20 protein-coding genes are annotated in these 22343 nt (G+C 74.5%); 7 read left to right on the forward strand and 13 right to left on the reverse strand.

The annotated features are described in order from the left end of the window. Positions 1–103 precede the first annotated feature (103 nt). On the forward strand, positions 104–1537 hold the full coding sequence (locus ACI8AP_RS02075) for an MFS transporter (protein ID WP_456587662.1): 1434 nt from the start codon (positions 104–106) through the stop codon (positions 1535–1537). 201 nt (positions 1538–1738) lie between these two features. On the opposite strand, the gene ACI8AP_RS02080 is transcribed toward ACI8AP_RS02075, so the two are convergent. Next, positions 1739–2083 carry a hypothetical protein gene (locus ACI8AP_RS02080; protein WP_456587663.1) on the reverse strand — a complete coding sequence of 115 codons (345 nt, stop codon included), beginning with the start codon at positions 2081–2083 and terminating at the stop codon, positions 1739–1741. Between the two features lie 149 nt (positions 2084–2232). On the opposite strand from ACI8AP_RS02080, the gene ACI8AP_RS02085 reads away from it, so the two are divergent. Beyond that, positions 2233–2853, forward strand: a complete 621-nt coding sequence (locus ACI8AP_RS02085; RefSeq protein ID WP_456587664.1) for a LysE family translocator — start codon at positions 2233–2235, stop codon at positions 2851–2853. Positions 2854–2905: 52 nt separating this feature from the next. Here ACI8AP_RS02085 and ACI8AP_RS02090 read toward each other — a convergent pair whose 3' ends face one another. The 3 genes from ACI8AP_RS02090 to ACI8AP_RS02100 form a co-directional block, all read right to left on the reverse strand. Then, positions 2906–3886, reverse strand: a complete 981-nt coding sequence (locus tag ACI8AP_RS02090) for a sigma-70 family RNA polymerase sigma factor (RefSeq protein WP_456587665.1) — start codon at positions 3884–3886, stop codon at positions 2906–2908. A gap of 135 nt (positions 3887–4021) precedes the next feature. Next, on the reverse strand, positions 4022–5806 hold the full coding sequence (locus ACI8AP_RS02095; protein ID WP_456587666.1) for a bifunctional metallophosphatase/5'-nucleotidase: 1785 nt from the start codon (positions 5804–5806) through the stop codon (positions 4022–4024). 101 nt (positions 5807–5907) lie between these two features. Beyond that, positions 5908–7575, reverse strand: coding sequence for a hypothetical protein (locus ACI8AP_RS02100; protein ID WP_456587667.1), 1668 nt, complete (start codon positions 7573–7575; stop codon positions 5908–5910). 231 nt (positions 7576–7806) lie between these two features. Between ACI8AP_RS02100 and ACI8AP_RS02105 the strand changes: the two genes are divergently transcribed. From ACI8AP_RS02105 to ACI8AP_RS02115, 3 genes are read left to right on the forward strand one after another with little or no spacing between them, the layout of a single operon-like run. Then, positions 7807–9117, forward strand: coding sequence for a sensor histidine kinase (locus tag ACI8AP_RS02105; protein ID WP_456587668.1), 1311 nt, complete (start codon positions 7807–7809; stop codon positions 9115–9117). After that, positions 9108–9752: a response regulator gene (locus tag ACI8AP_RS02110; protein ID WP_456587669.1), complete on the forward strand. Its 645-nt coding sequence runs from the start codon at positions 9108–9110 to the stop codon at positions 9750–9752. The genes ACI8AP_RS02105 and ACI8AP_RS02110 overlap by 10 nt, the downstream gene beginning before the upstream one ends. 48 nt (positions 9753–9800) lie before the next feature. After that, entirely contained in the window at positions 9801–11042 is a 1242-nt protein-coding gene (locus tag ACI8AP_RS02115) for a GNAT family N-acetyltransferase (RefSeq protein WP_456587670.1), read from the forward strand. Positions 11043–11190: 148 nt separating this feature from the next. Here the strand turns inward: ACI8AP_RS02115 and argG are convergent, their stop codons facing one another. After that, positions 11191–12642 (reverse strand): argininosuccinate synthase, encoded by a 1452-nt coding sequence (gene argG / locus ACI8AP_RS02120; protein WP_456587671.1) that lies wholly within the window; start codon positions 12640–12642, stop codon positions 11191–11193. Between the two features lie 92 nt (positions 12643–12734). After that, positions 12735–13226 (reverse strand): ribose-5-phosphate isomerase, encoded by a 492-nt coding sequence (locus ACI8AP_RS02125; RefSeq protein ID WP_456587672.1) that lies wholly within the window; start codon positions 13224–13226, stop codon positions 12735–12737. 27 nt (positions 13227–13253) lie between these two features. Between ACI8AP_RS02125 and ACI8AP_RS02130 the strand changes: the two genes are divergently transcribed. Beyond that, positions 13254–13919, forward strand: a complete 666-nt coding sequence (locus tag ACI8AP_RS02130; protein WP_456587673.1) for a DUF429 domain-containing protein — start codon at positions 13254–13256, stop codon at positions 13917–13919. 3 nt (positions 13920–13922) lie between these two features. Here ACI8AP_RS02130 and ACI8AP_RS02135 read toward each other — a convergent pair whose 3' ends face one another. After that, the gene (locus ACI8AP_RS02135; protein WP_456587674.1) at positions 13923–14684 is read right to left on the reverse strand and encodes an SDR family oxidoreductase; all 762 of its coding nucleotides are present in this window, start codon (positions 14682–14684) and stop codon (positions 13923–13925) included. Positions 14685–14775: 91 nt separating this feature from the next. Continuing rightward, the gene (locus ACI8AP_RS02140; RefSeq protein WP_456587675.1) at positions 14776–15435 is read right to left on the reverse strand and encodes a mycothiol-dependent nitroreductase Rv2466c family protein; all 660 of its coding nucleotides are present in this window, start codon (positions 15433–15435) and stop codon (positions 14776–14778) included. Between the two features lie 156 nt (positions 15436–15591). On the opposite strand from ACI8AP_RS02140, the gene pepN reads away from it, so the two are divergent. Continuing rightward, positions 15592–18144: an aminopeptidase N gene (pepN, locus tag ACI8AP_RS02145; RefSeq protein ID WP_456587676.1), complete on the forward strand. Its 2553-nt coding sequence runs from the start codon at positions 15592–15594 to the stop codon at positions 18142–18144. A gap of 220 nt (positions 18145–18364) precedes the next feature. Here the strand turns inward: pepN and ACI8AP_RS02150 are convergent, their stop codons facing one another. Genes ACI8AP_RS02150 through ACI8AP_RS02170 form a run of 5 tightly spaced genes read right to left on the reverse strand, consistent with a single transcriptional unit; the run spans position 18365 to position 22214 of the window. Then, positions 18365–18823 (reverse strand): DUF5130 family protein, encoded by a 459-nt coding sequence (locus tag ACI8AP_RS02150; protein ID WP_456587677.1) that lies wholly within the window; start codon positions 18821–18823, stop codon positions 18365–18367. 54 nt (positions 18824–18877) lie between these two features. Beyond that, on the reverse strand, positions 18878–19279 hold the full coding sequence (gene ctaJ, locus ACI8AP_RS02155) for an aa3-type cytochrome oxidase subunit CtaJ (RefSeq protein ID WP_456587678.1): 402 nt from the start codon (positions 19277–19279) through the stop codon (positions 18878–18880). A 30-nt stretch (positions 19280–19309) separates the two neighbouring features. Next, on the reverse strand, positions 19310–20743 hold the full coding sequence (locus ACI8AP_RS02160; protein WP_456587679.1) for an amidase: 1434 nt from the start codon (positions 20741–20743) through the stop codon (positions 19310–19312). Between the two features lie 11 nt (positions 20744–20754). Then, on the reverse strand, positions 20755–21612 hold the full coding sequence (locus tag ACI8AP_RS02165; protein ID WP_456587680.1) for an SCO6745 family protein: 858 nt from the start codon (positions 21610–21612) through the stop codon (positions 20755–20757). After that, positions 21609–22214 (reverse strand): HNH endonuclease, encoded by a 606-nt coding sequence (locus ACI8AP_RS02170; protein ID WP_456587681.1) that lies wholly within the window; start codon positions 22212–22214, stop codon positions 21609–21611. The genes ACI8AP_RS02165 and ACI8AP_RS02170 overlap by 4 nt, the downstream gene beginning before the upstream one ends. Positions 22215–22343 lie beyond the last annotated feature (129 nt).

Consider the following 22343-nt stretch of genomic DNA (forward strand, 5'->3'; position numbering starts at 1 on the left):
GCCGCCGCGGCATCTTCCCAGGCCGGCCGGTCGGCGGGAATCCGTGGTCGGCGGCGGCGTTGCACAGCGGCGGACAGCACGCAGCCGGCGGAGGGAGTCGCCCGTGACGTCACCTGCCGCCGCGGCGACCGGCCTGCGCATGGGCACGGCCCAGGGGCGCTGGGTCCTGCTCGCGACCGTCCTCGGCTCGGGCGTGGCGATGCTGGACGCCACGGTCGTCAACGTGGCCCTCGAGCGGATCGGCGCCGACCTGGGCGCGGACTTCGCCGGGCTGCAGTGGACGGTCAACGCCTACACGCTCACCCTCGCCGCGCTGATCCTGCTGGGCGGATCGCTCAGCGACCGGTACGGGCGGCGCCGAATCTTCGTCGTCGGCGTCTGCTGGTTCGCCCTCGCCTCGCTGCTGTGCGGCCTGGCCCCGGACGTCGGCACGCTCGTCGCCGCCCGCGCCCTGCAAGGAGTCGGCGGGGCTTTGCTGACGCCGGGCAGCCTGGCGATCATCTCGGCGTCGTTCTCGGGGCCCGACCGCGCCGCCGCCGTCGGCGCCTGGTCGGGGTTCTCCGGGATCGCCGCGGCGGTCGGGCCGTTCGTCGGCGGCTGGCTGGTCGAGTGGAGCTGGCGGGCCGTCTTCCTCGTCAACCTGCCGGTGGCGGCCGTGGTCATCGCCGTCGTCCTTCGGCACGTCCCCGAGTCCCGCGACCCGGCAGCCGCCCCGCGGCTGGACTGGGGCGGGACGGCGCTGGTCGTCACGGGGCTCGGCGCCCTGACCTACGCCCTCACCGCCGCCGGGGACGCGGGGGCGAGCGCGGGCACCTGGCTGTGGGCCGCGGTCGGGGCCCTCGCCCTGGCGGCGTTCGTCGGGGTCGAGCGCCGGTCACGGCACCCGCTGGTCCCCCCGGCGCTCTTCGCCGACCGGCAGTTCACGGCCGCCAACGCCGTGACCTTCTTCGTCTACGCCGCGCTCGGTGCGCTCTTTGTGCTGCTCGTCCTGCAGCTGCAGGTGGTCTCCGGTTTCAGCCCGCTGCTGGCCGGCACCGCGCTGCTGCCCGTCACCGTCCTCATGCTGCTGTTCTCCGCCCGCGTCGGGGCGCTGGCCCAGCGGATCGGGCCGCGCGCCCTGCTCACCGGCGGACCGGCCGTGGCGGCGGCCGGAGTCCTGCTGATGCTGCGGATCGGTCCGGACGCCTCCTACCTGCGCGACGTGCTCCCGGCCGTGGCGCTCTTCGGCGCGGGCCTCACGCTGCTGGTGGCCCCGCTGACCGCCACCGTGCTCGCCTCCGCCGCCGACCGCCACGCCGGCGTGGCGTCGGGGGTCAACAACGCGGTGGCCCGCGCCGCCGGCCTGCTCGCCGTCGCGATCGTCCCCGTCGCCGCCGGGCTCGGCGGCGCCGACTACGCCGATCCGCTCGTGTTCGCCGACGGCTTCCGCACCGCGATGCTCATCCTGGCCGGGCTGCTGGCCGCCGGCGCCCTGCTGGCCGCCGCGTACGTCCGCCGTCCGCTCGGCGACTCCCGGTCCCCGGCGTCGTCAGGCTGACGGCCGACGTGGGCGATGAGTCCGGACGTCGGCGTCGGCGACCGTGACCGGCTGTGCGGTGGAGAGGAGAGCGATGACCGACGGCGCTCTGCTCAACGGGCGCGGGTTGGTCGGGCCCTGCCCCGCCGCTGACGGGAGTCGGCACCTCGACGACTCCGCCCCGCGAGCCGTACGGGACGGAGTCGTCGGATCCGCGCCGGATCAGCGCGGCCGGCGCGCGGCCTGCCGCACCGCCCAGCCGCCGGCCGCATCGGCGGCCCGGCGCCACAACGGCGCCCGCTGCTGCTCCAGGCGGGCCAGCCTGATCTCCAGCTCGACGACCCGGGTCGCGTCCGGACCGACGACCCGGGGGCGCGCGGCCAGCGTGGTCAGCCCCTCGACGAGCCCGGTGACCAGCTGGTTGACGTCCTCCGGCCCCAGCCGGGCCGTCCCGACGCAGGTCTCCCCGCGCCAGAGGCTCAGTTTGACCAGGCCGTTCTCGGTGTGCGTCGAGACCCGGACCGCCCGGCCCTCACCGCGCGCATCCCACGCCCATCGCCCGTTCACGGGTGGCACCGCCGTCATCGCCCCAGGGTGGGCACCGGGCAGGACCGGGTCAATCGGACGCTGAACGTGTCGGACTCGTCGGTCGCCCGCTCTCTCGCCGCGACCGTCAACGCGTGGCCCTCGCGGCGAGCTCGTGCGACGGTCGGCACGTGGACCTCGACTGGTGGGCGTTCGTGGGCGTGGCCCTGCTGGCCTACGTCATTCCCGGCCCGGACATGGCCGTCGTGCTGCGAGCGGCCACCCGAGGCTTCCGGCCCGGCGCGGCCGCCGCCCTGGGGGCGCAACTCGGCCTGTGCGTGCACCTGATCCTGGCCGTGGCCGGGCTGTCGGTCGTCCTGGCTCGGCATCCGGACCTGCTGACCACGCTCCGCATCGCCGGCGGGATCTACCTGCTCTACCTGGGCGGCCGGCTGATCCTGCCGACTCTTCGCCGAACGCCCGCGGCTGACCACCCGCGCCAGGCCGACGTCTCCGCCCGGTCGGCGTTCGCCCAGGCGCTGTTCACGAACCTGCTCAACCCCAAGGCGGTGCTCTTCTTCGCCGCCGTCCTCCCGCAGTTCCTGGTGCCCGCCGCGGCCCCCGTGTGGTTGCAGGTGGTGGCCCTCGGCGCCCTGGACGTCGCGCTCGGCTTCCTCGCGTGGGCGGCGGTGATCGCGCTGGGCGTCCGGCTGTCGTCGTTGCTGCGTCGCGACCGGGTACGGCGGTGGTGGGACCGCACGACCGGCGCGCTTCTCGGGGGTGTGGGCGCAGGCCTGGTGGCCACCCGCTGACCCCGACCTCCCCGACCGGCGATGGCCAGTGCGGTTCACACGCTCCCGGCGGCTACAGCTTCGTCGGCAGCCCGAGCGCGGCGAACAGCTCGCAGTCGAGGTTCAGGAAGCTGGAGATGTGGGCGATCCGGCCGTCCTCGATCTCCAGCACGTGCAGGCCCCACGGCACGTGCCCACCGCCCTCGGCCGGGCGGTACTGGGCGAAGGCCGGCGTGGCGTTCGCCGAGGTCTCGATCAGCCGGGAGCCCTTGCACCCCGCCCCGGGCCCCAGCATCCAGGTGCCGATGTCGTCGCGCCCGCGCAGCCACATCTCGAACGGCGGCATGTGCTGGGTGGCGTCCTCGTGCAGCAGCTGCACGAACGCGTCGATGTCGTAGCGCTCGAAGGCGTCGAGGTAGCGGGCCAGCAGCGCGCGGTCCTCGTCGTCGAGGGTGCGCGGCGCGGGGCGCCCACCCACGTCGGCGAGCGTCGCCCGGGCGCGCTGCAGCGCGCTGTTCACCGAGGCCACGGTGGTGTCGAGCAGCTCGGCCACCTCGTCGGCCTTCCAGCGCAGCACCTCGCGCAGGATCAGCACCGCCCGCTGCCTGGGCGGCAGGTGCTGCAGGGCGGCGACGAAGGCCAGCCGCACCGACTCGCGGGCCACGGCCTGCTCGGCCGGGTCGCCGTCCTCGGGGAGCACCTGGCGGTCGAGCACCGGCTCGATCCACGCCGACGCCGGCTTGCGGCCGGCCAGCGACGCCGGGACCGGCGGATAGGGCGACCCCGCGAGGTCCATCGGCAGGGCACGGCGCGACCGGCCGTTGAGCGCGTCGAGGCAGACGTTCGTCGCAATCCGGTACAGCCACGAGCGGACCGCCGAGCGGCCCTCGAAGTCCCCGAGCCCGCGCCAGGCGCGGACCATCGTCTCCTGCACCGCGTCCTCGGCGTCGAACACCGAGCCGAGCATCCGGTAGCAGTAACCGGTGAGCTCACGGCGGTGCTCGAGCAGCCTCGGGTCGAGCTGGTCGGCGGGGCCGATGACGGCACTGGTCACAGGAGGTCACTCCTCGCGGGGTCGATGTGTACGTCAGCACACCACAGGCCCCCGACAGAACGGGAGCCCCGGCGCGACGAGCGCTCCGGGGCTCCCGACCGCTCCCACCCGGGTCGGGCGGTCGGTGTCAGGGCGTCACGGGATCAGCGGCTCACCGTCGCGGACGAGCTGCCAGTTCTCGACGAAGAACTCCGCCGGGTCGATCACGCCCTCCTGCTGGGCGCGCTCGATGAGCAGCTGCCGGATCTCCAGCTGCTCGTTGTAGACCACCGGCGCGGTGCTGATCGCGGGGAAGTTGCCGCCCCCGCTGCGGCGGTAGTTGTTGACCGCCACGACGAACCGGTCGTCGTCGCCCACCGGCGCCCCTTCGTAGGAGAGCCCGACGATGCGGGAGCCGGCCGGCTGGGACACGTCGATGTCGTAGTCGACGCCGGAGAGGACGTCGTAGTTGTAGTCGGGGATCCCGTTCGGGAAGCCGTCCACGACCGCGTTGGTGATCGTCTCCGGGTCGACGTCCCCGGTGGCCGGCACCTGCTCGAAGTACCGGGCGGAGAACTCCAGGTACTCCTTCAGCTGGGCCCCGGTGAGCTCCACGGCCTCGAGCGTGTTGTCGTAGATGTAGAGCCCGGCGATGTCGCGGACGGTGACGTCACCGGCCGGGAACACGGCTTCCCGGCTGAACGGCGCCGCGATCGACAGCACCGGCAGGTCGGCCCGGTCGGTGCCCTCCAGGGCGGCGGCCACGGTGTCGGTCTGCACGTCCTGGATGAAGTCCAGGATCGCGGTGTCCTCGTACCGGCTGGTCGCCGCGGAGAGCTCTTCCGCCGAGGTGGCCACCACCTGGTTGACGTACTCCACCGTCTTCTGGTGCGCCTCCGCCGTGGCGGCCAGCACCTCGGGCGACTCCTCGACCCCCGCGGTGCTCAGCGCCTGTGCGGACGCGCCCACGACGTCCCACTTCCCGCGGACCTGCTGCAGCTCGATGTCGACCTGCGAGACGGTGGCGCCCCAGCGGTAGGGCTGGGTGAGCAGCACGTCCTCGCCGGTGACCTCGTTCGTCACGACCTGGGAGGGGGCGTTCTGGTGCGTGTGGCCGACCACCATGGCGTCGATGCCCGGCACGGTCCGGGCGATGACGTCCGAGGGGTTCTCGGTCGGCACCTCGGGGCCGTAGGACGACGTCCCACCGACCCCGGCGTGCGACAGGACGACGACGACGTCGGCCTTCCGGTCGACGACCGGGACCCAGCGCTGCGCCGCCTCCACCATGTCCTGGAACGCCACGCGGCCCTCGACGTTGTTCTTGTCCCAGATCGCCGAGCCGGGGGTGGTCAGGCCGATGATGCCGACCTTGACCGGCTTGTGGCCGGGCACGCGCATCTGCTTGATCGTGTACGGCGGCAGGTAGGGCTGGCGCGACGGCTCGTGCAGCACGTTGGCCCCGAGCACCGGGTGGTCGACGTCGCGGGCGTAGCGCCGCAGCAGGTCCAGGCCGTAGTTGAACTCGTGGTTGCCGACGACCTGCGCGTCGTAGCCGATCACGTCGAAGGCGGCCGCCATCGGGTGCTCGACGCGGGTCCGGGTGACCGGCTCCTGCTTGGCGTAGTAGTAGGTCAGCGGCGTGCCCTGCAGGAAGTCGCCGTTGTCGACCACGAAGACGCTGTCCTCGCCGCGCTCGGCGCGCACCGAGTCGACGACCGTGGCCACCTTCGCCAGCCCGGTCTCGAAGCCGGCCCGCTCCGAGTAGGGCCGGTCGGCGAAGTAGTCCCAGTTCTGCACGCGCCCGTGCAGGTCGGTGGTGGCCAGCATGGTCAGCGTCAGGTCGTCCGCCGTGCCGGGCGCCGCCGCGGCGGGGCTCATGGTCGCCATGGTCAGCGCCGCCGCGGCAGCCGCCACGGACAGCGTGGTCCGCCGTCTCATCCGGTCGTTCCTCTCCATCGATGGTCCCCGTGACCGTGCGCAGGGGATCCGGGAGGGGACGCTAAGGACCGGTGCTGACAGCCGAGCGAACGGTCTGCGGCCTACTGGTAACTGATCAGCTGCGGATCGGGCTCCACCTGCTCGATCGTCTGCTCCGGCGTGAGCATCGGGATGTCCTCGTCGTAGAAGTTCTTCCAGCCCCACCACAGGCCCTCGGGGGCGTCCCGCCGCAGCGTCGCCCACGTGCTCTGCTTGGCGCCCTGCCCGCCCTGGCCGTCGGCGTGCACCATCACGGCCAGCTCGTCGCGGCTGAGGTCCACCCGCTCACGGCCCGGGATCATGTCGAGCCGGAACTGGTGCAGCACCAGCAGCTTCTGCGGCAGCTGGTTGTCGCGGGTGAGGTCGGCCAGCCAGTGCACCACCCGGTTGACCTCCTCGACGTCCACCGACCCGATCTGCCGCAGGTGCACCTCGTTCGGGCCCAGCCGCCACTCCGGGTCCAGGGCCAGGCCGACGTGCGGCTCCTCCAGCAGCGACCGGTAGAGCTCCGCCTGGGTGACGAAGTCGGTGCGCCCCGGCTGCAGGTCGAGGACGACGTACAGCCCGGCCTCACCGGCCGCGTCCACCCACGGCCGCAGGAACTCCGGATCGGCCTCCGCGGAGTAGTCGCCGTCGGGCCCGGCCGAGGCCGAGGCGATGGTCGCGATGATCTCGAAGGCCGGCACCACCGTCTCCTCGACCAGCGGCTCGTAGGGCGCCGCGTGCGCCCGCGCCCGCTCGACGGCGGCGTCGACCGGCTGCTCGCCCATGAGACCGAGCGCCGCGGTGCCGGGGTGCCCGTAGAGGGCCACGAGGAGCTTGCCGGGGAAGAGCGTCTGGCCGCCGCCGGGGAGCTCCACCCCGGTGGCGGCGGTCTCCACCTTCCAGTCCAGGCCGTCCTCGGCGGCGAACCCCGCGCCGAGGGCGACGACCGCCTCGGGCTGCGCCTCGCCGAGGGCGCCTACGACGTCGGCCGAGGCCCGGGGGTCGGTGCTGCCCCCGGTCAGCAGCACCTGGGCACCGGCCGCGCGGGCCGTCGCGATGCCGGCCACCGAACCGGGCTCGCCCGAGGCGAGCACGACCGTGTCCTCGAGCGGTTCGGGGCGGGCCGTCTCGGGGAGCTCCGCGTCGGAGCCCTCCTCACCGGTCTCCTCCGCGGTCTGCCCCGCCGACCCGCCGCTGCCGCCCTCCGGCTGCAGCGCGGCGGGTTGCTCGGGGTCCAGCCCCGCCACGGCCGCGGCCTCGCCGTCGGCCGGGACGGGATCGCCCTCGGCGAGGTCGACGCCGGTCGCGGCGGCGACCGCCTCGGCGTCCGCCTGGACCGTCACCACCTCCGGCCCCGCACCCTCCGGCAGGGCAACGTCCCCGACGGCCAGCACGGTGCCCGTGCCCAGCCGCTCCAGCTCGCCGGTCACCGGCTCCGGCGCCTCGGCGCCGCCGGTGACCAGCAGCGGGACACCCAGCGCTACCGCGGCCGACGCGCCCAGCAGCAGGCCCGCCGAGTCGTCCTCGTCCGCGAGCACCGCGACGTCGGAGGAGTCGAACAGCGCGCGGCTCGCGCTCACCGCCGTCCCCACCGGATCGGCGTCCGCGACGACCGTCAGCCGTTCGTCGGGTGCCGAGGTGACGGCCTCGGCCACCTGGGCCTCCTCGGCCTCCTCGTCGCCGGACGAGGTGCAGCCGGCCAGCAGGACCGCGCTGAGTGCGAGCGGAACGGCGCGAGAGCGCACGAGGAGCCTCCGTCGGTCGGGGCGCCGGCGACCGGGGCGCACGTCGACGCCGGCGTGACGCCCCGACCCTAGCGGGGGACCCACCTCGGCCGCGGCGCTGGACACCGCGGCGGCGGGCGGAGGAGCATCTCGCGCCGAGATGACCGCAGCACCGCAGTCGGGACGGCCCGACCACGAACCGGCCAGCCAGCGGGATGGGGCCGGGCACCTCGTCGCAGCAGGCTCGACGGCATGACCGCAGACACCCTCGTGCTCCCGCCCGCGAGCGACCGGCTCCCGGTGACGCGCCGCCCCGGCCGTGTGCGGCAGCTGGGCATCGACACCGGGTACTCGCTGGCCGGTTTCCCGGTCGGCGTGGCTGCGTTCGTCGTCGTGATCACCGGCCTGGCACTCGGCGCCGGACTGCTCGTCGTCTGGGTCGGGGTGGCGGTGCTGGCTGGCACGCTGCTGGCCGCCCGCGGTTTCGCCACCGTCGAGCGGGCGTGGCTGCCCGCGGTGCTCGGCCGGCCGGTGCAGCGGCCCGCCTACCGCCGCGCCGAGGGTCGCCCGGTCCGGCGGATGATCACGCCGCTGCGCGATCCGCAGACCTGGCTGGACGCGCTGCACGCGCTGGTCCGTCTGCCCGTCGCGACCCTGTCGTTCGTCATCACGGTGACGTTCTGGGCGATCACCCTCGGCGGCCTGACCTACGCGGCCTGGGACTGGGCCCTGCCGGACGCCACCCTCGACCCCGACAACCACGACCTGCTCGAGACCCTCGGCTTCGAGACCAGCCCGCTGCGCCGGATCGCCCTCTACACCGCGATCGGGCTGGTCTTCGGCCTCCTGCTCCCGTTCGCCGTGCGCGGCAGCGCGCTGCTGCAGGCTCTCCTCGGAAAGGCGATGCTGACCTCCCGCGCGGCGGCACAGGCCGAGATCGACCGGCTCGCCGGCGGCCGGGACGCGGCTGTCGCCGCCGAGGCGGTGGCGCTGCGCCGACTGGAGCGCGACATCCACGACGGCCCGCAGCAGCGACTGGTGCGGCTGGGCATGGACCTCGCCCGCGCCCAGCGGCAGCTCGACCGGGACCCGGGCGCCGCCCGCGAGACGCTCGGCGAAGCCGCCGGGCTGGCGCGGGAGACGCTGGAGGAGCTGCGCGCACTCTCCCGCGGGATCGCCCCGCCGGTGCTCGCCGACCGAGGGTTGGCCGCTGCGCTGACCGCCCTCGCCGCCCGCTCCCCCGTGCCCGTCGACCTCGCCGTCGACCTGCCGAGCGAGCGGCTGGCCCCGGTCACCGAGAACACCGCCTACTTCGTCGTCAGCGAGGCGCTGGCCAACGTGGCCAAGCACAGCAGCGCGACCACCTGCCGGGTCGAGGTGAGCTGCACCGGCGACCGGCTGCGCGTGGTGGTCGAGGACGACGGCACCGGCGGCGCGGTGGCGGCACCGGGGCACGGTCTGGCCGGGCTGGCCGACCGGCTGCAGGCCGTCGACGGCGTGCTCGTCGTCGACAGCCCCCGGGGTGGGCCGACCCGGCTGACCGGGGACCTGCCGTGCGGGTAGTGCTCGCCGAGGACTCGGTGCTGCTGCGCGAGGGCCTGGTCCGGCTGCTGGAGGAGGCGGACGCCGAGGTGGTGGCCGCGGTCGCCGACGGGCCGTCCCTGGTCCGCGCGGTCGGCGAGCACCGGCCCGACGTCGCCGTCGTCGACGTACGGATGCCGCCGACGCACACCGACGAGGGCCTCCGCGCCGCCGTCGAGGCCAGGTCCGCGGTGCCGGGCACCGCCGTCCTGGTGCTGTCCCAGTACGTGGAGGTGGCCTACGCCGACGAGCTGCTGGCCGACGGCGCCGGCGGCGTGGGCTACCTGCTCAAGGACCGGGTGGCCGACGTCGACACGTTCCTGACCGCGCTCGAGGACGTGCGGGGCGGGGGCACGGTGCTCGACCCGCAGGTGGTCGCCCAGCTGTTCGCCCGCCGCCGGGCCGACGACCCGGTCCGCCGGCTCACCCCGCGGGAGCGCGAGGTGCTCGGGCTGATCGCCGAGGGGCACTCGAACACCGCGATCGCCCGGGCGCTCGTGGTCACCCCGGGGGCGGTGGAGAAGCACACCCAGCACATCTTCGCCAAGCTCGGGCTCACCCAGGACGAGGACCAGCACCGACGTGTGCTCGCCACCCTGGCCTACCTGCGCGCCTGAGCCGAACTCGCTGGCGGCCTGTCGGAGCCGCCCGGTAGACACAGCGCTGTGAGCGACCTCGACGCCCGGTTCCGTCCGGTGACCCCCGACGAGTGGCCGGTCTTCAGCCGGGCCATGCACGACGTCTTCGCCGACGAGGCGCCGGCCGACTTCATCGAGCGGCCGTCGTCGGTGGCGGAGCTGGACCGGTCGCTGGCCCTGTGGGAGGGCGACCGCGTCGTCGCCACCGCCGGCATCTACAGCCGGACCCTCGCCGTCCCCGGCGCGCTGGTGCCCTGCGCCGGCGTCACCTGGGTGACCGTCGCCCCGACCCACCGCCGGCGCGGCCTGCTCACCGCGATCATGCGCCGCCAGCTCACCGAGCTGCACGAGCAGCAGCGCGAGCCGGTGGCCGCGCTGTGGGCGGCCGAGTACCCGATCTACGGCCGGTTCGGCTACGCGCCGGCGACGGTGGAGGCGCGGTTCTCCGGCCGCACCGAGCGCCTGCGGCTGCGCCCGGACGTCGACCTCGGCACCGGCCGGGTGGAGCAGGTGCCGGTCGAGCAGTACCGCCCCGCCGCCGTGGACGTGCACCGGGCGGTGCACCGCTGGGTGCCCGGCAACATGGTGCGCGACGACCGCTGGTGGGACCGGCAACTGCGCGACGACCCGTCCCGGCGGCACGGGGCCACCGAGCGCCGCTACCTGCTGCACCGCGAGGCCGACGGCACGGTCACCGGGTACGCCGCCTACCGGGTGAAGGGCGCCTGGAGCGACACCGGCGAGCCCGACGGCACCCTGACCGTCGAGGAGGTGCGGGCGACCGGCACCCCGGCCTACGCCGCGCTGTGGCAGGTGCTGTTGTCGGTCGACCTGGTCCGCACGGTGAAGTACCCGGCGGCCTCGCCCGACGACCCACTGCGCTGGCTGGTCACCGATGCCCGGGCGCTGCACAGCACGCCGGTCGACGGCCTGTGGGTGCGGCTGGTCGACGTCGACCGGGCGCTGGCGGCCCGCCGCTACCCCGCCCCCATCGACCTCGTGCTGGAGGTGCGGGACGCGTTCTGCCCGTGGAACGAGGGGCGCTGGCGGCTCTCCGGGCACCCGGCCGGTGGCTACTGCGGCCGTACCGATCGCGACCCCGACATCGTGCTGGGCATCGAGGAGCTCTCGGCCGCCTACCTGGGCGGCGTCTCGCTCGCGTCCCTGCAGGGCGCCGGCCGGGTGACCGAGATCAGCCCGGGCGCGGTCACGCTCGCGTCCACGGCGTTCGGCTGGCCGGTCACGCCGTGGTGCCCCGACGGCTTCTGAGCTGACCGCCCTCCCCGCGCGTGCGGGGAGGGCGGTCGGGCCTCGTCCCGGGACCCGCCGCGAGCGTGCGAGCGGTGGGGAGGACGGTCAGGCCTCGTCCCGGGACCCTCCGCGAGCGTGCGAGCGGTGGGGAGGACGAGGTCCTTCTTCAGTCGGTGCCGGACTCCATCGCGGCCCGGTCCAGCAGCTCGTCGTGCGCCGACACCTTGCCGCGGGAGGCGATCGCCTCGGCGCCGCCCTCCTGGGAGGCGTCGATCAGCCCGGTCGCCGCGGCCTGCGCCGCACCGACGGCCACCGGGGTCGGCCCGCCCCCGACCATGCCGATCCGCGCGTACTGCTCCAGCCGGGCGCGCGAGTCGGCGATGTCCAGGTTCCGCATGGTGAGCTGGCCGATCCGGTCCACCGGGCCGAACGCGGAGTCCGACGTGCGCTCCATCGACAGCTTGTCCGGGTGGTAGCTGAAGGACGGGCCGGCGGTGTCGAGGATCGAGTAGTCCTCCCCGCGCCGCAGCCGCAGCCGGACCTCGCCGGTGACCGCCATGCCGACCCACCGCTGCAGCGACTCCCGGAGCATGAGCGCCTGGGGGTCCAGCCAGCGGCCCTCGTACATCAGCCGGCCCAGGCGGCGGCCCTCGGAGTGGTAGGTGGCGAGGGTGTCCTCGTTGTGGATGGCGTTGACCAGCCGCTCGTAGGCGATGTGCAGCAGCGCCATGCCCGGCGCCTCGTAGATGCCGCGGCTCTTCGCCTCGATGATCCGGTTCTCGATCTGGTCGGACATGCCGAGGCCGTGCCGGCCGCCGATCGCGTTGGCCTCGTTCACCAGGTCGACGGCGGAGTCGAACTCCCGCCCGTTGATCGTGACCGGCCGGCCCTGCTCGAAGCCGACCGTGACCGTCTCCGGCGCGATCTCGACGGCCGGGTCCCAGAACCGCACGCCCATGATCGGCTCGACGGTCTCGATGCCGGTGTCCAGGTGCTCCAGCGTCTTGGCCTCGTGGGTGGCGCCCCAGATGTTGGCGTCGGTGGAGTAGGCCTTCTCTGCGCTGTCGCGGTAGGGCAGGCCGTGGGCGACCAGCCACTCCGACATCTCCTTGCGGCCACCGAGCTCGGCGACGAAGTCGGCGTCCAGCCACGGCTTGTAGATCCGCAGCCCTGGATTGGCCAGCAGGCCGTAGCGGTAGAACCGCTCGATGTCGTTGCCCTTGTAGGTCGAGCCGTCGCCCCAGATCTGGACGTCGTCCTCGAGCATCGCCCGCACGAGCAGGGTGCCGGTGACCGCGCGGCCCAGCGGGGTGGTGTTGAAGTAGCTGCGCCCACCGGAGCGGATGTGGAAGGCACCGCAGGTGAGCGCGGCCAGGCCCTCCTCGACCAGCGCGGCGCGGCAGTCGACCAGCCGGGCGAGCTCGGCGCCGTAGGCCGTCGCGCGGCCCGGGACCGAGGCGATGTCCGGCTCGTCGTACTGCCCGATGTCGGCGGTGTAGGTGCAGGGGACGGCGCCCTTGTCGCGCATCCACGCGACCGCTACGGAGGTGTCGAGACCACCGGAGAAGGCGATGCCGACGCGTTCGCCGACGGGCAGGGAGGTGAGCACCTTGGACACGAGGGCAAGTATGCACGACGCTGCATAGTCATGCAGAGCCGCCCTCGCGAGACGGGATCAGCCGGGCGGCGTCGCCGTTCCGGCCGGCCGCGTCACGGGTGCTGGGTGCGCGTGGGCAGCCCGCCCGCGGGACGGTGCCGGTCTCGCTCGTAGTCGCTGATCAGCCCGATCCGGCGCACGTGCCGCTCGTCGCCGCTGAACTCCGTCCCGAGGAACTCCAGCACCAGCGCCGTGGCCTCGTCGTCGCTGTGCTGGCGGGCGCCGATGGAGACGACGTTGGCGTTGTTGTGCTGGCGGGCCAGCTGGGCGGTCGCGGTGTTCCACACCAGAGCGGCCCGGACGCCGGGAACCTTGTTCGCCGCGATCTGCTCGCCGTTGCCGGAGCCGCCGATGACCACGCCGAGCGACCCCGGCTCGGCCACCGTCCGCTCCCCCACCTCGAAGCAGAACGGTGGGTAGTCGTCCTGCGCGTCGTACTCGAACGCGCCGCAGTCGACCGGCTCGTGGCCGGCCTCCGCCAGCGCCCGCTTGAGGTGCTCCTTGAACTCCAGGCCCGCGTGGTCGGTGCCGATGAAGACGCGCATGCCGGGGAGTCTGACAGGCTCGCCGGCGTGGCTGTGCTCGGGCTGGACGGCTGGCGCGGCGCCTGGGCCGGGGCGCTGCTGGACGACGGCGCGGTGACACTGCTGGCCCTCCCCGACGCCCCGGCCGCCCTCGCCCTGCCCGGGGTGGACGTCGTCGCGGTCGACATGCCGATCGGGCTGGCGGAGAACCGGCCACGCGTGTGCGACGTCGCCGCCCGGCGGCTGCTCGGCCGGGCCGGCAGCTCCGTCTTCCCCGCACCGCTGCGGCCGGTGCTGGGCGCCGCCGACTACGCCGACGCCTGCCGGATCTCGGTGGCGGTGTCCGGGAAGGCGCTGTCGAAGCAGGCCTGGTTCCTCGTGCCGTCGATCCGCTCGCTGGACGAGGCCCTCGGCGACCCGCCCGACCCGCGGGTGCACGAGGTCCACCCCGAGCTGGCGTTCCGGGCGCTCGACGACCGGGTGCGCGACCCGAAGGCCACCGCCCGGGGGCTGGCGCAGCGGCTGGCCGCCCTGCGCCCGGTGATGGACGTCGACCGCGCGCTGGCCGAGGCACCGCCGCGGCTGCCCGCCGTCGACGCCCTGGACGCCTGCGCCGCGGCCTGGTCGGCCCGGCGGATCGCGGCGGGGAGTGCGGAAACCGTCGGCGGTGACGAGCCCGACGCCCGGGGCCGGCCGATGGAGATCAGCTGGTGAGGCTCACGAGCCGGTGACGCGGCGGACCACCGACAGCGGCAGCACCCGCAGCAGCCGTGCGACCGCCGTCCAGGGCCAGCCCGGCACGTAGGCCGTGACCGGCTCCCGTTCCACCGCTGCGGTCAGCGCGTCGACGCCCTTGTCCAGGCCAACGGTGAGCGGGCCGCGGCGGCCGACGTTGATGTCGGTGGCGATGTAGCCGGGCAGGATCGTGGAGACGACGATCCGCGAGCCGTACACGTCGGAGCGGATGCCCTCGGCGAGCGAGTTGAGCGCCGCCTTGCTGGCCCCGTAGGCGGTGCGGCTGCCCGGCATGCCGCGCACGGAGGCGACCGAGGAGATGAGCACCAGGTGGCCCATGCCCTGGCGGCGGAACAGCTCCATCGCCGCCTCGCACTGCGCATGCGAGCCGAGCACGTTGGTGTGCAGGACGGCGCGGTTCTGCGCCGCCCCGCCGGTGCCCACGGACACGCCCTTGCCGATGCCGGCGTTGACGATCACGCGGTCGAAGCCGCCCAGCCGCTCGGCCAGCTCCGCGAAGACGGTCGGCACCGAGGCGGCGTCGTCGACGTCCATCGCGGCGACCTCGACCCGGATGCCCGGGTGCGCCGCCCGCAGCTCGGCCTGCAGCGCCTCCAGCCGCTCGACGCGGCGGGCGCACAGGGCGAGGTCGCGCCCCATGGCGGCGAACCGGCGGGCCATGCCCTCGCCGAGGCCGGAGCTGGCGCCGGAGATGAAGATGCGCTGGCGGGTGGGGTGCGGCATCCCGACAGCATGCCGCACCCCCACCCGGAACTCATCGGAACGGCCCCCGTCCAGAGGCTCGTCCCGAGCGTGCAAGGACGAGGGGGGGTCCTTACCGGGTGAGCTTCAGGGCGTCGGCCGGCACGGAGTCCATGTCCGGGCCCGAGGTGCGGGTGCGCTTGAGCTCCCAGAAGTCGGGCAGGTTCGCCAGCAGGACGGCCCCGTCGAAGGCCTTGCCGGCGTCCTCACCGGTCGGCACCTTGCTGATCACCGGCCCGAAGAACGCCACGCCGTCGATGTGCATGACCGGCGTGCCGACGTCGTCGCCGACCGGGTCCATGCCCGCGTGGTGGCTCTTCTCCAGGGCCTCGTCGTACTCGGTGGAGCCGGCGGCTTCGGCCAGCGACGCCGGCAGCCCGACCCGCTCCAGGGCCGGCGCGATGAGCTCGTCGAGCTCGAGCTCCTCGTGGTGCCGCAGGGTCCCCATCGCGGTGTAGAGGTCGCCGAGCACCTCGTCACCGTGCTGCTGCGCCGCGGCCATCGCCACCCGCACCGGACCCCAGGCCTTGGCCATCATCTCCTGGTACTCCTCCGGCAGGTCGCGCCCGCGGTTGAGCACCGCCAGCGACATGACGTGCCAGTGCAGGTCGATGTCGCGCACCTTGGCCGCCTCCAGCACCCAGCGGCTGGTCAGCCAGGCCCAGGGGCACAGCGGGTCGAACCAGAAGTCGACGCGGGCCTTCGTGGGGGCGCTCTGCACTGCCTCGGTCATCCTTGCTCCTTGCTCCTCGCTCGGGTGCCCGGGGCGCCGAGCGCCCGGGCCGTCTCCCGCAGGCAAGCCCCGCCGAGGGGTGGTTGTTCCCTGCCGCGGGCCGCCGACCGGCAGACGGCGGGCGCACCGTCGTCCCCGCATGACAAGCTCTCCGGCGTGGCCGTACCCAACCTGACCCGCACTGATGCCGCCGCCCGCGCGGAGCTCCTCGCCGTCCAGAGCTACGACATCGCCCTCGACGTCACCGACGGCGCCGGGCACCCCGGCGAGCGCACGTTCCGCTCGACGACGACCGTCGAGTTCGCCTGCCGCCGGCCGGGCGCGGACACCTTCATCGACCTGGTCGCGGAGACGGTGCACTCCGCGACGCTGAACGGCACCGAGCTCGACGTGAACTCCTACACCGAGGAGGGCGGGCTGCCGCTGCCCGGCCTCGCCGAGTCGAACACGCTGGTGGTGACGGCGGACTGCCGGTACTCCAACACCGGCGAGGGCCTGCACCGCTTCCTCGACCCCGAGGACGGGCAGGTCTACCTCTACACCCAGTTCGAGCCGGCCGACGCGAAGCGGATGTTCACCTGCTTCGACCAGCCCGACCTCAAGGCCACGTTCACGATGCACGTGACCGCGCCCTTCGACTGGCAGGTCATCTCCAACACCGGCGACCGCACGATCGAGGCGGGCGAGGGCGGCTCGCAGCTGGCCCACTTCGCGCCCACCAAGCGCATCTCCACCTACCTGGTGGCGCTCATCGCCGGCCCCTACGCCAGGGTCACCGACCTGCACGAGGGCATCCCGCTGGGGCTGTACTGCCGAGCGTCGCTGGCCCAGTACCTCGACCCGGAGGAGATCTTCCGGGTGACCAAGCAGGGCTTCGACTTCTACCACCGGGTGTTCGACTACCCGTACCCGTTCGACAAGTACGACCAGCTGTTCGTGCCGGAGTTCAACGCCGGCGCGATGGAGAACGCCGGGGCGGTCACGTTCCTGGAGGACTACGTCTTCCGGTCGAAGGTCAGCCGGGCCCGCTACGAGCGGCGCGCGGAGACGATCCTGCACGAGCTCGGGCACATGTGGTTCGGCGACCTCGTGACCATGCGCTGGTGGGACGACCTGTGGCTCAACGAGTCCTTCGCCACCTACATCAGCACCCTGTGCCAGGCCGAGGCCACCGAGTACCGGACGGCGTGGACGACGTTCGCCAACACCGAGAAGGCGTGGGCCTACGCACAGGACCAGCTGCCCTCGACCCACCCGATCGCCGCCGACATCCCCGACGTCGCAGCGGTCGAGGTCAACTTCGACGGCATCACCTACGCCAAGGGCGCCTCGGTGCTCAAGCAGCTGGTCGCCTACGTGGGCCGCGACGAGTTCCTCGCCGGCGTGCAGCGCTACTTCCGCCGGCACGAGTACGGCAACACCACGCTGGCCGACCTGCTGGGGCCGCTGTCGGAGAGCTCCGGCCGCGACCTGTCGGAGTGGGCCGACCAGTGGCTGCGCACCAGCCAGGTCAACACGCTGCGGCCGGTGTTCGAGCTCAGCGACGACGGCCGGTACACCAGCTTCGCCATCGAGCAGACGGCGGTGACCGAGCACCCGGTGCTGCGCAACCACCGGCTGGCCGTGGGCCTCTACAGCGAGGGCCCCGAGGGGCTCACCCGCACCCACCGGGTGGAGCTGGACGTCGCCGGCGCCCGCACCGAGGTGCCCGAGCTCGTCGGCCACCCGGCCGCGGACCTGGTGCTGGTCAACGACGACGACCTCACCTACGCCAAGCTGCGGCTCGACGAGCGCTCGCTGGCCACCCTGCGCACGCGGATCGGCGCGATCCCCGACCCGCTGCCGCGCGCACTGTGCTGGTCGGCGGCCTGGGACATGACCCGCGACGCCGAGCTGCCGGCCCGCGAGTGGGTGCAGCTGGTGCTGGCCGGCATCGGCGCCGAGACCGAGAGCAGCGTCATCCAGTCGCTGCTGGCGCGGGTGCAGAGCGCCCTGTCCTCCTACGCCGACCCGGCGTGGGCGCCGACCGGCTGGGCCCAGCTGGCCGACCACGCGCTCGCCGCGCTGGAGGCCGCGCCGGCCGGGAGCGACCAGCAGCTGCTGTGGTCGCGCACGCTGGCCAGCGCCGCGCGCACCGAGGAGCACGCGGCGGCGCTGCGCGGCCTGCTCGACGGCTCGCGCAGCTACGAGGGGCTGGTCGTCGACGCCGACGCGCGCTGGGCGTTCCTGCACGGGCTGGTCGCCATCGGCGCGGCCGGCGACGCGGAGATCGACGCCGAGGCCGAGCGGGACGCCACCGCGACCGGCATCCGGCGCACCGCGACGGCGCGGGCGCTGCGCCCGACGGCGGTGTCGAAGGAGCAGACCTGGCAGCAGGCGTTCACCGACGAGTCGGTGCCCAACGCCGTCCACGAGGCGATGCTGCAGGGCTTCTGGCACCCGGCCCAGCGGGAGCTGACCGCCGGCTACGTCGGCCGCTACTTCGCCGACATCCGGCCGCTGTGGGACCGCCGGCCCGGCGAGATCGCCAAGAACGCCGTGCAGTACCTGTTCCCGCCGGTGGTGGAGCCGCGCACCATCGCGGCGGCCGATGCCTGGCTCGCCGACGCCGAGCAGCCGCCGGCGCTGCGCCGGCTGGTGTTCGAGGGCCGCGACGGCATCGCCCGGGCACTGCGTGCCCGCGAGCGGGACGCCGACGCCGGGCACTGACCCGCGGACGACGAGGCCGGCGGTCACCAGTGGTGGCCGCCGGCCTCGTCGTCGCTGCCCCGCCGCCGCTTGATGATCGGGTCACCTGATCGTTAGGGGTCCTGGCTCAGCATCGGTCGTGAGCCAGGACCCCTAGTGATCAGGTCACCTGATCAACAGGGAGCCGTGGACATGACGAAGGCGCCGCACTCCCGAGGGGGTGCGGCGCCTTCGTCGTCGTTCAGCGGGGGCGGAGCCCCGAGGGGTGCCCGGCCTGGTCGGAGAGCTGGCGCAGCCCGTTGACGATGCCGCCGACCAGGTCGCCGTTGGCGAAGGCGCTGGTCATGGAGAGCACCGCCAGGGCACAGGCGCGGTCGGGCAGCCGGCGCGCGGCCCCGGCACCGGTGACCACCTCCACCACGCGCTGCCCCGGCGAGACGGCGATCAGCACCGCGTCGGAGGGGTTCTCGCCCGAGCGGGCGTGTAGCTCCTCGGCGTGCGCGCGGGTCGGCGTGCGCAGCTCACCCACGTAGAGGGTGAAGCGCAGCCCGGTCTCGCGGGAGGACATGGTGAGCGCCTCGTCGAGGCGGGCCAGCTCCCGGAAGCTGAACACCTCGTCGAGCCGGCCTTCGTCGGTGCGCGCCGGGAGGGTCGCCTCGGTGGCGGTGTCGTGGGAATCGACTTCGAACACGCTGGTCATGGCCGGCCTCCGGGGCAGGTCGTCGGAACGTCGGGAACAGTCACCGGGGGTCCGTCACCAGGTCCCGCGGGCGCCGCCCAGCGGGCCGGCCGGCTTCGGGCTGTGGGCGGGGTTCGTGCCGGCGGCGTGCGCGCCACCGGTGCCGACGCCCACCTCGGGGCCCGCCCCGGCCTTCGCGTCGAGGGCGCGCTCGCCCGGCTGCTCCGGGTACATCGACGAGCCCAGGGCGGCGGTGCCGCCGCCCGGGACGGCGGCCGGGCCGTGCGCCGGCGCGGGGCCGTGGCCACCGACGTGCGCGGGGTGCGGCTCGTACCAGACGGGCGCGTGGTTCCAGGGCTGGCCCGGCTTGTACCGGGTACGCCGGCCGCTGCCGGGCTTCAGGGTCAGCAACGCCAGCACCAGCACGACGGCGAGCGGGATGGCGGCGTAGACGAGGAGGGTCTCGGCGACGGTCACACCCGACAACTTACCGGGAGGCGGTCGCCCTCATCGGCTGTCGGCCCAGACGGCGGGGCGCCGGTGGTGCCACGGGCGGGCTGCCTCCAGCTGGGCGGAGAGCGCGACGAGGGTGGCCTCGTCAGCGGGGCGGCCGACGAGCATGGTGCCGATCGGCAGGTCGTCGGCCGTCCAGTGCAGCGGGACGCTGACCGCGGGCTGCCCGGTGACGTTGAACAGCGCGGTGAACGCGGCGTAGCGCTTCTGCCGCTCGAAGTCCGGCCCGCCCTCGCCGTCCTCGCCGAACCAGCCGATCGGTCGGGGGGTCATCGTGAGCACCGGGGCGAGCAGCACGTCGTAGCCGGCGGTCGCGCGCAGGAACTGCCGGGAGAAGGCGCGGAGGGCGAACATCGCCTCCATCGCGTCCCGAGCCGACAGCGCGAGGCCCCGGTCCTGCATCCAGCGGGTCAGCGGCTTCAGCAGCTCCTCGCGCCCGGGTGGGACCGGCAGGGTGGTCGCGCTCAGCGCCCAGACCCGCTCGAAGGACGGCAGCACCGCGGCGTCGAGCAGGCCGGTGGGCACGTCCTCGACGTCGTGGCCCAGGTCCGCCAGCAGCCGCGCGGCGTCGTCGAAGGCCCCGGCCACCTCCGGTTCCAGCTCTGCCCCGGGCATGGCCGACTCGGTGTATCGCCCGATGCGCAGCCGGCCCGGCTCCCGGTCGGCCCAGCCGAGGAAGGTCTCACCGGCCGGCAGCGGCGGGGCCCAGAACGGATCACCGATCTCGGGCCCGGCCATCGCGTCGAGCATCGCGGCCGCGTCGCGCACGGTGCGGGCCAGCGGACCGCTGGTGCCCAGCCCGGTCACCTCGCTGCCGTAGGGGGCGTTGCTGATCCGGCCGCGGGTCGGCTTGATGCCGACCAGGCCGTTGATGCTGGCGGGGATGCGGATGGAACCACCGCCGTCGCTGCCCTGCGCGAAGGGCAGGAAGCCGGCGGCGACGGCGACCGCCGCTCCCCCGCTGGAGCCGCCGGCGAGCCGGGAGGTGTCCCAGGGGCACCGGGCCGGCCCGACCAGGTCGTTGTCGGTGTAGCAGGGGAAGCCGAACTCGGGCGTGTTCGTCTTGCCCACGCTGATGGTGCCCGCGGCGGCCAGCCGGGTGACCACCGCGTCGTCGACGGCGGGCACGAAGTCGGCGAGCGCCGCGGAGCCGAACGTCGTCCGGACACCCGCGGTGTTGTTCAGGTCCTTGATCGCGGTGGGCACCCCCAGCAGCGGAGGCAGGTCGCCGCCCTCCCGCAACCGGGCCTCGGCCGCGGCCGCGGCGGCGTGGGCCCGCTCCGGCGTGACGGTGACGAAGGCGCCCAGGCCGGTGTCGTGGGCGTCGATCCGCGACAGCGCGTGAGCCACGAGCTCGGTGGGGCTCACCTCCCCCGACCGGACGGCGGCGGCCTGCTCCAGTGCGGTGAGGTCGTGCAGCTGGGTCACGCTCCCGGACGCTAGTCCCCCGGTTCGGGGACGCCGATCGGGTTGCCCGCCGGCCAGTCCCCGGCGTCCACGACGGCACGCCGCAGCGGGTCGAGCAGCTCGGCCAGTCGCCGGCACCCGGACTCCCCGAGCGCCCGCCAGGGACCGGCGGCCAGGCGGTCGGTGTCGGCCTCGATCCCGGCGACCGCGTCCTGCCCGGCAGCGGTGAGCCGGTCGCCGGCCAGCCACCCGCGGTCGGCCAGCGCTGCCGCCGCTCCCTCCCACGCCGGGTCGTCCCAGCCGCGCGCCTTCTGCAGCCACGCCCGGTCGGCGCGACCGGCCGCGGCGGCCAGCACGTGGCTGCCCAGGCCGTCGACCTCGTGGGCCAGCAGGACGGCGGTGTGGCCGTCCCCGCGGTGCTCCCGCAGCGTGGTGAGCGCCTGCCAGAGCACCAGGTGCGGCTCCGGGGGCACGGTCAGCCCGGCGTTCGCCGCGGCGAGCGGACGCCCGGGCGGGTCGACGGCGGCGGCCGCGGTGGCGGCCAGCTCCATCGCCTCGATCGCCGCGGACGAACCGACCCACTCCTGCCCCAGCACGCGGCGGACGGCGGCGTCGACCCCGCTCAGCCGCGCCGCCAGCGCGGCGGCCGGGGTGACCGTCGTCCACACGCCGGGGACCCGGCGGGCGACGAAGGACGGCTCGAAGTTGACGAACGTCGCCGTCACCACCTCGGCGCCGACCGGGCCCAGGGGCGCCGCGCGGAAGGCGAAGTAGCCGTTCCAGAACCCGCGCAGGCCGACCTCGGCCGCCGCGGCCTGCGACTCCGGGGCGAAGTACGTGAGCGCGTGCAGCGGCTCGGCGAGCGCCCACAGCCGGCGAGCGTCGTTCACGCGCTGACGCTCTCCGGGACGCCGAGCCACTCCCGCCACCGGGGGTCGACGGTGCGGTGCCCGAGCAGCCGCCAGGCCGCGCCGCTCGGCGTGCTGGGCGGGCGCGGCAGCTTCCAGCCGAGCTCGGCCAGCGAGCGATCGGCCTTGGTGTGGTTGCACCGGCGGCAGGCGGCCACCACGTTGTCCCACGTGTGAGTGCCGCCGCGGCTGCGCGGCACCACGTGGTCGATGCTGGTGGCCGAGCCGCCGCAGTACACGCAGGTCTGCCCGTCGCGGGTGAACACGGCCCGGCGCGACAGCGGGACCGACGCGGGATAGGGCACCCGGACGTAGCGGGTGAGCCGCACGACCACGGGCACGGGCAGGCTCAGGCGCTCGGCGTGGACGACGTCGGCGGTGACGTCGACCGGCTCGGCCTTCCCGGTGAGCACCAGCACGATCGCCCGCCGGCTGGAGACGACGCACAACGGCTCGTAGGTCGCGTTCAGCAGCAGAGTGGCCCCCGTGGTGGCGGGCGCGGGCAGGGGGACGAGCGGCGGGACGGGGTCGCGACGCGGGCCTGGGTGACCCGCCGACGTCGACCCGGGCGCGGAACGCGGCACGGATCACCTCCGGACGCCCCGGACCGTCGGGTGCTGCGCGACCCGCGGGCAGCCCCATTCTGACCCGAGGACCGCCGCTCGGCGCACTGGAAATCCCCGCGGCCCCGGCGGATGTCGGTGCCCGCCACT

The sequence above is a fragment of the Blastococcus sp. SYSU DS1021 genome, assembly GCF_054050995.1.